The organism is Halomonas almeriensis, from assembly GCF_030409235.1.
GTDB classification, from domain to species: domain Bacteria; phylum Pseudomonadota; class Gammaproteobacteria; order Pseudomonadales; family Halomonadaceae; genus Halomonas; species Halomonas almeriensis.
The window spans coordinates 157,796-171,747 of record NZ_JAUFPO010000012.1; the positions used below are offsets into that span (position 1 = coordinate 157,796).

A 13,952-nucleotide genomic window follows, 5' to 3' on the forward strand; every position below is an offset into this window, starting at 1 on the left:
CCGCCCGCCGAGTGCGGCCGGGGGTGGTGTCAGGCGATGTCGGTCGGCGCCTTCGTCAGTGCATGGACCAGCGCCTCGGGGGTGTCGAAACAAAAATCGGCCGACCAGTGGCGATGATCGTCCGGCGCTTCCAGATAGCCATAGCCGACGGCCACGGCGATCATACCGGCGGCTCGAGCGGCCTGTACATCGCGATGATGATCACCGATGTACCAGCATTTCTCGGAGGCGACGTCAAGACGGCGCGCTGCCTCGTGCAACGGGGCCGGATCGGGCTTCTTCATGGGTAGATCATCGGCGCACAACAACACGTCCGGCTCAAGCTCGAGGGCCCTGACCAGCGGCGCTGCATAGGCCCGCGGCTTGTTGGTGACGATCCCCCAGGGGCGGCCGGCCATAATCCAGTGCTGCAGCAGTGTCTCGAGAGGCGTAAAGACCAGACTCTCCACCGCCAGGGCTTCGCTGTAACGGTCGAGCAGGTACTGGCGTGCGCTTTCATGCCCGGCCTGCTCGCGGCCCAGTCCCAGCGCCATCTCCACCAGGGCGCTGCCGCCGTTGGAAACCTGGGAGCGAATTCGCGGGTAGGGAAGTGCACTCAGACCATGGTGGGCGCGCAACGCATTGGTGGCCCGCGCCAGATCCGGGGCGGTGTCGACCAGGGTGCCATCCAGATCGAACAGCAGGGCCGAGGGAAGCGAGAGGCGGTCCATCAGGCCACCTCGCGGCGGCAATGCATGAGATAGTTCACCGCGACATCCCTGGCGGATAGCTGATAGCGGCGCCATAAGGGGTGATAGATGAGGCCGCTCTGTTCGCGCACCTCCAGGCCGGCTTCCCTTGACCAGCCCGCCAGTTCCGAGGGACGTATGAAACGGGCATAGTCATGGGTGCCTCGTGGCAGCATGCCCAGTACATACTCGGCGCCGATAATCGCCAGGGCATAGGCCTTCGGGTGTCGGTTGATGGTCGAGAAGAAGACCTGCCCCCCCGGTTTGACCAGGCGCGCGCAGGCCTGCACCACGGAGCCGGGGTCGGGGACATGCTCCAGCATTTCCATGCAGGTGACCACGTCGAAGGAAGCCGGCTGGCGTTCGGCCAACTGCTCGACGCTGGTGCATTGGTAGTCGACCTGCAGCGCCGATTGCTCGGCATGCTGCCGAGCTACCGCAAGCGGTGCCTCTCCCAGGTCGATACCCGAGACCTGGCCGCCGCGATGCGCCATGGCCTCGGCGAGTATGCCGCCACCGCAGCCCACATCCAAAACCTGCCGTCCCGCCAGACCGGCACGGGCATCAATGAAGTCGAGTCGCAAGGGATTGATGTCATGCAACGGCTTGAATTCGCCGTTGACATCCCACCAGCGCTCGGCCAGTGCCTCGAACTTGGCGATTTCAGAGGCGTCGACATTGTCACTGCGGGAATCACTAGCCGTCATGGCATTCTCCATCTGTCTTGCCTGATTTGCCCTGGTGGCGATCACGGGCGCATTCGGTATCATGGGATCATGATACCCGTTCCGGGGAGTCCATTCCCAATGGCGCTTCACTTTCCTTTGCACTTGAATATCACAGGGACTGTTCCATGATTCGCAAGGCTGTTCTACCCGTTGCCGGCTTCGGCACCCGTTGCTTGCCTGCTTCCAAGGCCATCCCCAAGGAAATGATCACCATCGTCGACCGGCCGGTGATTCAATACGTGGTTCAGGAAGCCGTGGAAGCTGGAATTCGCGATATCGTGCTGGTCACCCACGGCAGCAAGGGAGCCATCGAAAATCACTTTGACAAGCACTTCGAGCTCGAGGCGGGTCTCGAGGCCAAGGGCAAGTGGGAATTGCTCGAGGAGCTGCGCGCCATCGTGCCGCCGGACGTGAATATTGTCAGCATCCGCCAGTCCGAGCCCCTGGGCCTGGGTCATGCGGTGCTCTGTGCTCGCCCCATCATCGGTGATGACGAGCCCTTTGCCGTGCTGCTGCCGGATGTGCTGGTGGATGGCAGTGGGGTGTCGGGCGACAATGATCTCGCCGGCATGGTGGCTTCCTTCAATGACCGCCAGCGCAGCCAGCTAATGGTCGAGGAGGTGCCCCATGATATGGTTCACAAGTACGGCATCGTGGCCCCGCAGAACGATGCACCGGCCGCGGGTGAAGCGTCTGCCCTGGCCGGGCTGGTCGAAAAGCCCGCTCATGAGCAGGCGCCTTCCAACCTGGCGGTGATCGGCCGTTACGTGCTGCCCGGCCGCATCTTCCCCTTGCTGGCGAACACGCCGCCTGGTGCCGGGGATGAAATCCAGTTGACCGACGCCATCGAAACCCTTCGCGACCTCGAGGGTGTCGATGCCTGGCGCATGCGCGGGCGGACCTATGATTGCGGTCACCAGCTCGGCTACCTGGAAGCCATCCTCGCCTACGGGCGCCGCCATGATCGTTATGGAGAGGGCTTCCGCGAGCTGATCAAGCGTTATGCCGGCGAGGAGTAGTTCATGCGAGTCTTGATCATCGGCAGCGAACTGGCCGCGGCCACCGCTGCCGCCGCCCTGGCCTGGGTGGGTCACCAAGTGGTCTGGCGGCCTCATGACACCCTGGGCTGGAGGCGTCTTGCCGCCAGCGCCTGGCTGACCAGCGAGCCTCATCTTCTCGACCATCTTGCCCAGAGCCGTGATCAGGGTCGCCTGACGATCCTCGAAGCCGATGAACCATCCGCCGAGGCCAGGGCGTTTGACGTGGTCTGGCTGGCCTTGTCCCCCGAACAGCGCGCCGATGCCGGTGAGCTGATTGATCGCTATCGCGACGGGCTGTCTGACGACTCGGTGCTGGTCAACAATTCGACGTTTCCGGTAGGCGAAACGGAAGTCCTGGAGCAACGCCTGGAGCGAGCGGGGAGGGCGGTCACCCTGGTCGACCTGCTTGAGGAAGGGCGTGCCTGGGAAACGTTCACGCGTCCCTCGCGCTGGTTGCTGGGGTGCGATGACGACACGGCCGAGCAGCGCGTTCGCGAGTTGCTGCGTGCCTTCAACCGTCGCCGGGATGTCTTTCAGCGCATGCCCCGGCGAGCCGCCGAACTCAGTAAGCTGGCCATCAACGGCATGCTGGCGACGCGCATCAGTTACATGAACGAAATCGCCGGCCTGGCCGATACCCTGGAGGTTGATGTCGAGCATGTGCGGCAGGGTATGGGCGCGGATAGCCGCATTGGTTATGAGTACCTCTACCCGGGGTGTGGCTTCGGCGGCCCCAGCTTTTCACGTGACCTGATGCGACTGGCGGATGTTCAATCGGCCAGCGGGCGTCACTCGGCCCTGCTCGACCAGGTGCTGGACATCAACGAGCACAAGAAGGAAACCCTGTTTCGCAAGCTCTGGGCGCATTATCACGGCTGCCTAGAGGGCAGGACAGTGGCCATCTGGGGCGCGGCCTTCAAACCCGGGACAGCCCGCATCGATCACGCCCCCGTGTTGACGCTGCTGCGCGCGCTCTGGGCTCAGGGCGTCAGGGTCAGGTTGCATGACCAGGCCGCCGTCTCGGCCCTACAGGAGCGGCTCGGCGACCACCCCTTACTCGACTGCTTCGACGGCGATCCTTATGAAGCCACCGAAGGGGCCGATGCATTGATGCTGGTCACCGAGTGGAAGGCCTACTGGAACCCGGACTGGCAGCGCCTGGCCGGCCAGCTAGGAGGCCGTTTGCTCCTGAACGGACGCAATATCTATGACCCCGGCTATGTTGCGTCTCGGGGACTGTATTACCGGGGGATCGGCCGGCGTTGCGACCCTTGAGGCGCTCGCTCCGTCATGAATAGTTGTGTTCGATGAACGACCAGTTGAGTAGGTCCCAGACGCTTCTTCGGTAGGCAGAGTGGCTCTCACAGGGGGCACCGCAGTGGTGCGATAACGCCGACTCGATGACCAGCACGGGCCAGTATCCCGCCGTCAGGGGCGTATGGTGATCCAGGATGGCCAGGCTGCCCTGGTGGTCGCGCACCAGCCAGCTCCATGCGGATGATCGGTTGTTGCCGGCCGCGTTCGACAGCGCATCCCTGAAACGACAGAAGCTGCCAAACTGCGAGTCGATGGCCGTGGCCAGGGTTCCCTGTGGTTGGCCGCCGCCCCAGGGGGCCAAGCAATGCCAGTAAAAGGTCAGGGTCCAGGCTTCGGTGGCCAGCTCGGCTACCTCGCGGGATGAAGCCTGCATCAGGGCTTCCAGCGGGGGACTCTCCTCGGCCGATTTGTCCAGCAGGCCATTGAGCCGTTCCAGACAGGCTCGCTGACGACCCTCATGCAACGCCCTGACCCTGTCGGCAGAGAGCCCGGGGGCCAGGGCATGTGGTTCGAAGGGCAGTGCAGGCAGCTCGAAAGCCATGGAGAACTCCTCTTGGTATCTGCCCGGGACCCGTGACAGATTGACGGCCGGGGGACTAGGGGTGAGAAATTGCCGAACCCCTCAAGCGTTGAGTCCGGTCGTTCGCTACGCCGGTAAAAAACCTTACACTATTCAGCATGCTGAGTGTTTCCGGCAGTGGCATCCTGTCATCTGGGTGCCAATCGGTGACCTTCGTGACACGGATCTTCATGCCTTACAACCTGTAACATCGTCCGAGGAGACCATCATGGCAGAGCGCCCGGAAGATAGCCGGTACCAGCGACCGATCGTTCCGGACCCGGAGGCCAGCCTGGCCGGCCACCGCCCTCTGAATGCTCCCGGGGTGCGTCTCTGGCCGCTGTGGTCCCTGACCCTGTTGCTGTTGGTCCTGCTGATGGGGCTGGCCGCCACGGGCTGGTGGTATCATCAGGCTGTCCAGCAACGCCTGACAGCATTGCACGGCGAGCTTTCCAATGTGCATGCCCGTTTCGATGCCGAGCAGGGGCGTGGTGAGGCTCTGGAGTCATTGCAGCAGCGCGTCGCTGGCGTCGAGGACGAGCAGGCGAAGGTTGGGCAGAGTATCGAAGAGCGCCTGGCCGAATGGTCTGAACAACGCCTCGTGCCCGTGGCAGATGACATGGACGAGGTTGCCCGCCTCCAGGCTAACCTCGCAGAGGACGCCCGGGCGCGGGACGAAGTGCTGTCTGCCGTGCGTAGCTCGCTGGATGCGCTGGAGCGCGCCGGCGAGAATGGGCGCGCCACTCTGGAAGAGCGCATCGGCACGCTGTCCGCCGCGGTTGAGTCGAACGAGTCTCGGCTGGCCGAGTCCGATGAACAACGCGAGTCTCGGCTGTCATCACTCGGCGAGGAACTGGAGTCAACACAGGGTCGTCTGTCTGCCATGCAAGCCGACATTGAAGGTCTGGCCGGTTCGAGAGAAGATACCCGATCCCAGGTCGAACGTTTGAATTCGCGCCTGGATGCAATGCAGACGGAGCTGCGAGATCTGCGTCAGGCACAATTGGCGTTGAGTGCCCAGCTGGAATCCATGCGCCAATGAGTGTGACGTCAGTCAGGAAATATACGCATTATGGATAATCGTCGGATCATGCGCCTCGGAGCGGGGGCACTCTGCCTGGTTGCCGTCACCCCGGCCACCGCTCTCGATGCCACCATAGAGGGTGTCGATGACGAACTCGCCAGCAATATCGAGGTCTACCTGGACGGTCTGGATGCCGCCGGCTACCAGGCGGAGCGTCTGGAAGGTGAAGTCCGCCGGCTGGTCAACCAGGCTCTGCGCCCCTACGGCTATTACACCCCTCAATTGACCCTGCGGTTTGACGACCGCTCGGCGCCCACCAGCGTGACCCTGGAAATCGATAAGGGCGAGCCGGTGCGTATCGAAGCACTGGATATCGTCCTGGAAGGGGGCGCCGCTGAGGATTCGGCCTTCAGCGACGCCATCGAGGACTATCCCCAGGAGAAGGGTGACATCCTCCGCCATGCGCCCTATGACAGTCTGCGCAGCAAACTGTCGGGCCTGGCACTTCAACGAGGCTATTTCGACTGGCGGTTCACGCAACGGCGCATGGAAATCCGCCCCTGGGAAAACACGGCCTATCTGTCCCTGGGGCTCGACAGCGGCCCCCGCTACCATTTCGGTGAGGTTTACTTCAGCGGCCATCACATCGAGGCCGACAGGTTGAACAGCCTGGTGCCTTTTTACCCCGGCGCCGCCTATCAGGCCAGCCAAGTGGCTCGCTTGAACCAGAACCTCGGTCAGACCCAGTGGTTCGGTTCGGTCAGTGTACGGCCCCGTCTGAATGCCGGCCCGGAGGATCTGGCGTTGCCCGAAGCAGCGGCCGGCTGGTGGTACGCCCTGGATGTGTCGGGCATTCCGCCAGCACCCGAGCCGCCCGAACGCCTCAGCAGCGTGGCGCTCACCACGGCGGGAGCGCTGCATGCCGGCGAGGTGCCGAGCGTACCGATCGACGTGCTGCTGACGCCCGCGGACCGGCATCAGTTCGAAGCCGGGATCGGTTTCTCCACCGATGTGGGGCCGCGGGGGAGGCTCAGCTGGGATCAGCCCTGGGTGAATCGCTATGGCCACAGCTGGGACCATGACCTCTATGTGTCGGCCCCCGAGCAGAAATTCAGCGGTGTCTACACCATGCCGCTTGAAGATCCCTTGAGTGACAGCTACGAGCTTCAATACGGGGTGCGCAACAAGTCCGAGGACGACACCGAGTCGCTGGAAGCCAGCGTCGAATTCGGCCGCCGCTGGAAGTTCGACAATGGCTGGGAGCAGTACCTCTATGCGCGCAGCACCTATGAGGACTTCACCCAGGCTGGGGTATCCAATGAGGTACTCCTGCTGTATCCCGGGGTACGCTGGTCGCGGACCCGCACCCGCAACCCGACCTTTCCCACCTGGGGTGACCGGCAACAGTTGACCGTGCAATACTCACACTCCGCCTGGGGATCGGATGCCGAATTCCTGCGTATCAATGGCGATACCCAGTGGATCCGCATGCTGGGCAAGCGTAATCGTCTTGTCGGTCGGCTCGGCCTGGGCAGCATCAAAACCGACGATTTTGAAGATATCCCCCCCTCCCTGCGCTTTTTTGTCGGCGGCGACAACAGCGTCCGCGGCTACTCCTTCGAGAGTCTGTCGCCGCGTGATTCACAAGGCCGTCTGGAGGGCGGCGAACAGCGTTTTGTGGCCAGCATCGAAGCCCAGCGCAAGGTAGCCGACAAGTGGTGGCTGGCGTCCTTCGTGGATACCGGGGACGCCTTCTCGGACTGGGGGCCGGAAGCCTTGAGCACCGGCGTCGGCCTGGGCGTTCGGTGGATCTCGCCGGTTGGTCCGATTCGCTTCGATGTGGCGCATCCCTTCGACCATGAAGATAGCTTTCGCATTCACTTCTCCATCGGACCCGAATTCTGAGAGGCCGCCACGTGAGAGTTCGTCGCTTGACCTGGGCGCTGACCCGACTGTTGATTCTTGTTCCTGTGTGGTTGATCGGACTGGTCTTTCTGGTGCTGGGCCTGGCCCTGTCGCCCTGGGGCACCGGGCTGCTCCTCGATCAGGGCAAACGCATGGAGCTCTATGACTTCGCCAGTGCCGAAGGGGCTCCACTGGATACCCTGATTGTCGAGGAGTTCAGCCTCGAGGCCGGCACGGCCCGGGTGGCCATAAAACAGCTAAAACTCGTCTGGGCAGAGGACTGCCTGCTGGACGGGCGCCTCTGCCTTGATCGCTTGAAGGTCGAGGGCGCGCGGGTTCGCCTCTCGGAAAGCGACGCGCCGCCCGAAGAGGAAGCCCCGGCAAGCAATGAAGGCGGCATCCCGGGTCCCATCGAACTGCCATTCCCCATCGAGTTGCGTGAACTGGGCCTGGACGATGTCGAGGTTCGTCTGGCCGATGGCACCCGACTCTACTGGTCGTCCTTCAGCAGCGGTGCGGTGGCCAGCACCGATACCCTTGAATTGCTACCCACCCGGCTGGATGATCTGCGCCTGACCCTGCCGTTGTCGGCCGGCAACCAGCTCGCCCTTGGCGAGAGCGAGCGCGAGGATCCCACTCTGGCGGCTCACGCCATTGATGCCTCGATTGCCGTGCGTTCGCCGTTGCCCGCCGAGGCAGCCCCCGAGGCCGCGGGCATGGCCGATCAGTCGCTGGAAGACAAGCCGCGTATCGAGCTGCCGAGCATCACGTTGCCGATCAATGTGGAAGTCCCGGAGCTCAAGGTCACCGATACAGCGGTGGAGGGCGCCTTTGCCTATCACCTGGATGAGTTGCTGCTGAGCGTCACGGCGCGGGGGCAGGACATCAGCATCGAGCCGCTGAGTGTGTCGAGTTCGGCCGCGGATGCCCGCCTCGAGGCCGCGGTCACCCTGAGCGGCAACTACCCGTTGAACGTCAGTCTCGAAAGCGATCTCTACCTGCCGCAACGCATGCCGGCCCTGGATGGCGAGCGTATCGAGCTTGGGCTCGGCGGTGATCTGGCCGATCTGCAGGTGGATCTGACCACCACCGGGCCCATCGAGACCCGCTTCACCGCCACTCTCGATGCCCTGGACCCGACACTGCCGTTCGAGGCGTCACTGCAGAGCCCCGGCCTGCAATGGCCACTGCCCGGTATGCAAGCCGCCACCCCGGCGACCACCGCGCAAGCGAATGCCGATCCCGCGAATGGTGAGGGCGAAGACGACAGCGACGCCTCCAGCGCCGATACGGCGGCGGAGACCAGCGAACCCTGGCGGATCGAGTCACTCAGCCTCAAGGCGCAGGGTAGCCTGACCGATTACCGCACCCAGGTCTCGCTGGCCGCACAGGGCCCGCAGGTACCGCCTACCCGGGTTGAGCTGAGCGGGCGTGGCGACCTGGCGCATTTCATCTGGGAACCCTTGGCCCTGAACATGAATGACGCTCGGATCTCGACCGAGGGTCGCATCGACTGGGCCGATGGGCTGGCGGTGGAAGCCAGCCTCGCGCTGAACGACCTGAATCCTGAACCCTTCGTCGAGGGCTTGAGCGGTAACCTGAACGGCAGTGCCGATGTCGCCTTCACCCAGGATGCGGATGGCTGGCGGGTAGAGGTACCCGGCCTGGCCATCGATGGCACCCTGGCCGAATATCCGCTCAGTCTCGAGGCCCAACTGGCCGGCGATAGCCGCATGAACTGGCAGATTCAGACCCTGGCGTTTCGCCAGGGCGAGAATCGTCTCGACGCCAGCGGCGAGGTGTCCCCCGAACAGCTCGATGTGGCAGCCGAGCTGGACATGCCCGCTCTCGACAGTCTCTACCCTGATCTCAGCGGCGCCCTGAGCGGCCGCATCGATGCCTCGGGCAGTCTGGAGGCCCCTCAGTTGCAGCTCGATCTCGCCGGCGATGGCCTGGCCTTCGCCGACAACGCCCTGAGGCGACTCGAGCTGACCGGTGAGGTGGCCGGACTCGAGGATCCACGCCTGGATGTGGCGCTCAACGCCGAAGGGATCGACGCTGCGGGCCAGGCATTCGACAGCGTCGACCTGAACCTCGACGGGCAGTTGTCACAACACCGCCTGACACTGGATGTGGGTGGCCCGGCGGAGGGACTGCTGTCCTCCCTGAACCTGGCGCTGGAAGGTGGTCTGGATCAACAGGCGCAACGCTATCAGGGCCGCCTGATACCCCTCGAAGCGACGACCGGATATGGCGAGCTGGCCCTGGAGGATGCTCTGGTGATCGAGGCCGATCTGGCCAGTAGTGCGGTCACCGCGCAGCCATTCTGCCTGCGCCGTCGCGAGGGCGGTTCGCTCTGTCTCGAGGCGCCGCTGGCCGCCTCGGCGGATGCCGGCAATGCCGTGCTGGCCATCAATGAGCTGCCCATGGACCTGATCAATGACACCATGCCCGCCGGTTGGCGCATGGCGGGGGAGACCCAGGCCCGCATGACCGCCCAGTGGTCCAGTGTTGGCAGCGCCTGGCAGGCGGAAGCCAACCTGGAGAGCCGCCTGGATATCACCGGGCAGGATGCCTATGGCAAGGCCTGGACAGTCCCAGGTACCGGACTGACGCTGGACGTGCAGGCCGACCAGGGGCGTGCCGATGTCGATCTGGGGCTGACGCTGGGCGAGAGTGGCGCAGTGCGCCTCGATCTGGGCATCGACGATCCCATGGGGGCCGGCAATCTCTCCGGTAACCTGACGCTCGAGGAGCTTGCCCTGAGCCCTTACCGGCCGCTGGTGGCCGACGTCAAGACCCTCGAGGGGGCGCTGAGCGGGCGTGTCGATATCAGCGGCAACCGTCAACAACCCGGACTCGATGGCAACCTGGAGTTGAGCGGACTACAGGCGGTTGGTATGGGCTTGCCGCTCTCGGTGACCGATGGCCGGCTGAGTGTCGATCTCAACGGCGACCGTGCTCTGCTCGCTGGTTTCGTGGCCAGCGAGCAGGGCAGACTGAATGTGGAAGGCAATGCCAGCTGGCCATCCGCCGATGCCTGGCAGGTTGGCATAGATATCAACGGCGTGGAAGATCCCTTGCAGGCCTCGCTGTCCGGTTTTGGCCGCCTGCGTCTGGCTCCTGATCTTAGCGTCAGTGCCAACCCCGATCGCCTGCGCATCCGTGGTGACGTCGGCATTCCCTGGGCTCGGCTCGAGGTCGGCGAAGTTCCCGCCTCGGCTCAGTCATCCAGCCCGGACGAGGTCATCGTCACCCGCGAGGAGGTCAAAACCCGGGAAACCGCTCAGGCCACCGGGGAATCCACGGCCGAGGCCATGTCCGAGGCCGGCATGGCCATGAACATGCGTATCACGCTGTCGCTGGGGCCAGACATGCGACTTTCAGCCTATGGGCTGGAGACCGGTTTGGCCGGCAATCTGGAGGTTCGCCAGGAAGGCGGCCCGGTACAGATCTTCGGCGACGTCAACCTCGAGGATGGTCGCTTCCGGGCCTTCGCTCAGGATTTGATCATCCGTGAGGGTATTCTCTACTTCAGCGGGCCGCCCGGGGAGCCGTTGCTGGATTTCGAGGCCATTCGCAATCCGGAGAGTACCGAAGATGACGTCATCGCCGGTATTCAGGTCTCCGGTCCGGCCTCCAGCCCTCGGCTGCAGATCTTTTCCGAACCGGCCATGGATGAGTCGCGGGCCCTGTCTTATGTACTGCGCGGCCGCGCCCCGGATGCCAGCGGTGGTGCCGACGGCGCCTTGACCTCGGCGCTGATCGGCGTGAGCCTGGGGCAGGCCAGTGGCACCGTCGGCGCCATCGGTGAGGCCTTCGGTATTCAGGATCTGCAGCTTGACTCCGCCGGCAGTGGCGAGGACAGCCAGGTGGTCGTGCGTGGCAACCTCACCGATCGCTTGAGCGTCGGTTACGGCGTCGGGGTCTTCTCGCCCATCGCCGAGTTGAGCCTGCGCTACAAGCTGTGGCGCAATCTGTACGTGGAGGCCGTCTCGGGGGCTTCCCAGGCGGTTGACCTGATCTATACCTTCAGTCTGCCCGGCGACCCGCCGGACCTGGAATAGATTCGTCAGGCAAGCCACATTCGCGCAACAACGAGGAAAGCGTCATGAACCAACAGGCGGAAAGTGCGCCGCAGGGGCGCAGCACGCCACTGCCGATCACCGGGCAGCACCGAGTGACAGGGCATTCCATGGTCCCCCCCTGGCCGGCGGGCATGCAGGAAATCGTCCTCGGGCTGGGGTGTTTCTGGGGCGCGGAGAGACTCTTCTGGGAACTCCCGGGTGTGCATGTCACGGCCGTGGGCTATGCCGGTGGCATCACGTCCAACCCGACTTATGAAGAGACCTGTACGGGCCGCACCGGTCATGCCGAAGTGGTGCGGGTGGTCTTCGATCCCGAGGTGACCTCGCTGGAGACACTACTGCGCTCTTTCTGGGAGGCCCACGATCCGACCCAGGGAGATCGTCAGGGTAACGATATCGGCCCCCAGTATCGCTCGATCATTCTGACCCTCGATGAAGATCAGCAGGAACGGGCCCAACACAGCCGCGAGGCGTATGCCGCGGCGCTGGAAGAGCAGGGCCGAGGACCCATCACGACCGACATCCAGCCGCTGGACGTCTTCTATTACGCCGAGGAGTATCACCAGCAGTATCTCGATCGTCACCCGAATGGTTACTGCGGACTGAAAGGCACCGGCGTCACTTGTCCGCTTCCCTGACGGTAGCCTGCCACTGATCGAGCTGTTGTCCGACGCGACGCGCCAGCCAGCTGGCGAGTTGCCCGTCCCGCCACTCGACATAGCCCACATGGCCACCGTGACTTGACCGTTCGAGGCGGATCCCGGCGCCCAGCATCAGGTCGTCGTAGAGACCGGGCGGCATGAAGGGGTCATCCGCGGCATGCAGGATCAGGGTCGGCGTCCGGATGTGACGTAGCAATGGGCCCGCCGAGGCCCGCTGGTAATAGTCCGAGGCGCCTGCAAACCCGTGCAGCGGGGCCGTCACTGCATCGTCATAGGCCCGTAGAGTGGTCAATTGTTCGAGATCGGCCTCCCGAAGGCCCAGCGGCAATTCGCCACTGGCTAGACGAGGCGCCACCCTGGCCTTGAGTGATGTCAGCAGGTGGCGCTGGTAGACCCTTGCCAGGCCCCGCTGCAGGGTATCGGCACAACCGGCCAGATCGACCGGCGGTGCCACGGCCATCGCGCCAGCGAGAGCCAGCGGATTATCCGCTCCCTCGGCCAGCAGCTTGAGCAACATGTTGGCGCCCAGCGACACACCCAGTGCTGCCATGGTGGCGTGCGGATAGCGATGACGGAGTGTCTCGAGCAGATAGCGGGCATCCGCCGTATCGCCACTGTGATAGGCGCGCGGTCGTCGATTGGGCCAGCGACCACAGCCGCGGAAGTGCATCAGCACACCGCGCCAGCCTTGCTGTTCGGCGCTGGCCAGAATGTGTCGCGCATAGGGCGAGTCCACCGAGCCTTCCAGTCCGTGAAACACCACCAGCAGCGGGGCGTACCGGCCAATGGTCGAGCCGTCACACCAGCTCAGCTCGACGAAGTCTCCATCAGCCAGCTCCAGCACTTCCCGGCTCAGGCCCGGTGAGGGACGGGGCAGGGTACGCGGCAACAGGGTCTGTACATGGCGGTTGGCCAGTCCGCTTGCCGGCCGAAACTCGGCGTCGATGTCCACTGATGTCATGACGTATGCTCGCTCTCGACCGCTGCGCTCTGTGCCAGTGCCTGCCAGAGGGCGTCAAGGCTTGACCCCGAGGCCTCTCGACGGCGGTAGAGGCGAATCTCCAGCGGCAAGTGCCATCGTTGGCTGCCGGCCATTACCAGACGCCCGGCAGCGAGTGCCTCGCGAACGCTGCGCGCTGGCATCCAGCCTATGCCATATCCCAGTTCCACCAGTTCACGAATATTGCCGCTCTGGATACTCTCGTTGAGGACATTGAAGTTCGGGGCATCGCCCTGCGCGGCCAACTGGCGCTGCAGTACTGCGTTGACCATGGAACCTGGATGATAGGCGATCAGGGGCAGGGGGCGGCGCGCCCCGTTATCCAGGGCATAACGGGGGCGGCCATCCGGGTCTGGCAGGGAAACCGGGATCAAGTGCTCGTCGCCCAGCCGTTGATGACTGAAGGCCTCGGTATCGACGTCTGCCGGTTCGTCATCCTTCGGCCAATAACACATGACGAGATCACACTCATCCCGACCCAGTGCCTGGAAATAGTCGGGGATCAACCAGCCGGTGGCTCGCAGGCAGGGCTCCATTTCGGGGGGATCCGATAGAGCGGCCAGCCAGTCCGGGAAGAAATTGGCCAGCAGGCTCTGGGACGCGGCAAGACGCAGCTTCCCAGTCTGGCTCTTTGCCAGACTGTCCAGGCGCTGACGCGTCTCCGCGACCTGACGCGTGACTTCCTGACAGAGACGCAGGAACTCCTCTCCCTCGGGTGTCAGCGACAGCGGCAAGGTCTGGCGATTGACGAGAATGGCGCCCATATCATCTTCGAGCAGCTTGATGCGTCGCGAGAACGTCGGCTGGGTGACGTTCTGCTCTTCCGCTGCTCGCGAGAAGTGCCGGGTACGGGCCAGGGCAATGAAATCTTCCAGCCAGCGTATTTCCATGGACAGCTCTC

11 protein-coding genes are annotated in these 13,952 nt (G+C 63.9%); 6 read left to right on the forward strand and 5 right to left on the reverse strand.

Annotation, left to right across the window (positions count from 1 at the left end; genetic code table 11):
• Positions 1-29 precede the first annotated feature (29 nt).
• Together QWY74_RS11590 and ubiG are read right to left on the reverse strand one after the other, a co-directional pair.
• Positions 30-710, reverse strand: a complete 681-nt coding sequence (locus QWY74_RS11590) for an HAD-IA family hydrolase (RefSeq protein ID WP_264825800.1) — start codon at positions 708-710, stop codon at positions 30-32.
• Entirely contained in the window at positions 710-1,435 is a 726-nt protein-coding gene (gene ubiG / locus QWY74_RS11595; protein ID WP_264825801.1) for a bifunctional 2-polyprenyl-6-hydroxyphenol methylase/3-demethylubiquinol 3-O-methyltransferase UbiG, read from the reverse strand. Before ubiG ends, QWY74_RS11590 begins: the two co-directional genes overlap by 1 nt.
• Before the next feature lie 146 nt (positions 1,436-1,581).
• Here ubiG and galU point away from each other — a divergent pair, with 146 nt between their 5' ends.
• Complete coding sequence (gene galU / locus QWY74_RS11600) at positions 1,582-2,475, forward strand: UTP--glucose-1-phosphate uridylyltransferase GalU (protein ID WP_264825802.1); 894 nt, start codon at positions 1,582-1,584, stop codon at positions 2,473-2,475.
• Between the two features lie 3 nt (positions 2,476-2,478).
• Positions 2,479-3,771 carry a UDP binding domain-containing protein gene (locus tag QWY74_RS11605; protein ID WP_290314373.1) on the forward strand — a complete coding sequence of 431 codons (1,293 nt, stop codon included), beginning with the start codon at positions 2,479-2,481 and terminating at the stop codon, positions 3,769-3,771.
• A gap of 13 nt (positions 3,772-3,784) precedes the next feature.
• Here the strand turns inward: QWY74_RS11605 and QWY74_RS11610 are convergent, their stop codons facing one another.
• The gene (locus QWY74_RS11610; protein WP_264825805.1) at positions 3,785-4,354 is read right to left on the reverse strand and encodes a Fe-Mn family superoxide dismutase; all 570 of its coding nucleotides are present in this window, start codon (positions 4,352-4,354) and stop codon (positions 3,785-3,787) included.
• A 247-nt stretch (positions 4,355-4,601) separates the two neighbouring features.
• Here QWY74_RS11610 and QWY74_RS11615 point away from each other — a divergent pair, with 247 nt between their 5' ends.
• The 4 genes from QWY74_RS11615 to msrA are packed head-to-tail and all read left to right on the forward strand — an operon-like array spanning position 4,602 to position 12,027.
• Complete coding sequence (locus tag QWY74_RS11615; RefSeq protein ID WP_264825806.1) at positions 4,602-5,414, forward strand: coiled-coil domain-containing protein; 813 nt, start codon at positions 4,602-4,604, stop codon at positions 5,412-5,414.
• Between the two features lie 30 nt (positions 5,415-5,444).
• Entirely contained in the window at positions 5,445-7,301 is a 1,857-nt protein-coding gene (gene tamA, locus QWY74_RS11620; protein ID WP_264825807.1) for an autotransporter assembly complex protein TamA, read from the forward strand.
• Between the two features lie 11 nt (positions 7,302-7,312).
• Positions 7,313-11,368, forward strand: coding sequence for an autotransporter assembly complex protein TamB (tamB, locus tag QWY74_RS11625; RefSeq protein WP_290314374.1), 4,056 nt, complete (start codon positions 7,313-7,315; stop codon positions 11,366-11,368).
• Between the two features lie 44 nt (positions 11,369-11,412).
• Positions 11,413-12,027: a peptide-methionine (S)-S-oxide reductase MsrA gene (gene msrA / locus QWY74_RS11630; protein ID WP_290314375.1), complete on the forward strand. Its 615-nt coding sequence runs from the start codon at positions 11,413-11,415 to the stop codon at positions 12,025-12,027.
• Here msrA and QWY74_RS11635 read toward each other — a convergent pair.
• Positions 12,008-13,012 carry a hydrolase gene (locus QWY74_RS11635; RefSeq protein ID WP_290314376.1) on the reverse strand — a complete coding sequence of 335 codons (1,005 nt, stop codon included), beginning with the start codon at positions 13,010-13,012 and terminating at the stop codon, positions 12,008-12,010. The two genes, msrA and QWY74_RS11635, sit on opposite strands and share 20 nt — an antisense overlap.
• The gene (locus tag QWY74_RS11640; protein ID WP_290314377.1) at positions 13,009-13,941 is read right to left on the reverse strand and encodes a LysR family transcriptional regulator; all 933 of its coding nucleotides are present in this window, start codon (positions 13,939-13,941) and stop codon (positions 13,009-13,011) included. Before QWY74_RS11640 ends, QWY74_RS11635 begins: the two co-directional genes overlap by 4 nt.
• Between the last annotated feature and the right edge of the window lie 11 nt (positions 13,942-13,952).

What these genes read in the sequence shown, in the direction of transcription:
- QWY74_RS11590 (WP_264825800.1), bottom strand. Translation starts at nt 710, where the DNA reads ATGGACCGCCTCTCGCTTCCCTCGGCCCTGCTGTTCGATCTGGATGGC.
- ubiG (WP_264825801.1), bottom strand. Translation starts at nt 1,435, where the DNA reads ATGACGGCTAGTGATTCCCGCAGTGACAATGTCGACGCCTCTGAAATC.
- galU (WP_264825802.1), top strand. Translation starts at nt 1,582, where the DNA reads ATGATTCGCAAGGCTGTTCTACCCGTTGCCGGCTTCGGCACCCGTTGC.
- QWY74_RS11605 (WP_290314373.1), top strand. Translation starts at nt 2,479, where the DNA reads ATGCGAGTCTTGATCATCGGCAGCGAACTGGCCGCGGCCACCGCTGCC.
- QWY74_RS11610 (WP_264825805.1), bottom strand. Translation starts at nt 4,354, where the DNA reads ATGGCTTTCGAGCTGCCTGCACTGCCCTTCGAACCACATGCCCTGGCC.
- QWY74_RS11615 (WP_264825806.1), top strand. Translation starts at nt 4,602, where the DNA reads ATGGCAGAGCGCCCGGAAGATAGCCGGTACCAGCGACCGATCGTTCCG.
- tamA (WP_264825807.1), top strand. Translation starts at nt 5,445, where the DNA reads ATGGATAATCGTCGGATCATGCGCCTCGGAGCGGGGGCACTCTGCCTG.
- msrA (WP_290314375.1), top strand. Translation starts at nt 11,413, where the DNA reads ATGAACCAACAGGCGGAAAGTGCGCCGCAGGGGCGCAGCACGCCACTG.
- QWY74_RS11635 (WP_290314376.1), bottom strand. Translation starts at nt 13,012, where the DNA reads ATGACATCAGTGGACATCGACGCCGAGTTTCGGCCGGCAAGCGGACTG.
- QWY74_RS11640 (WP_290314377.1), bottom strand. Translation starts at nt 13,941, where the DNA reads ATGGAAATACGCTGGCTGGAAGATTTCATTGCCCTGGCCCGTACCCGG.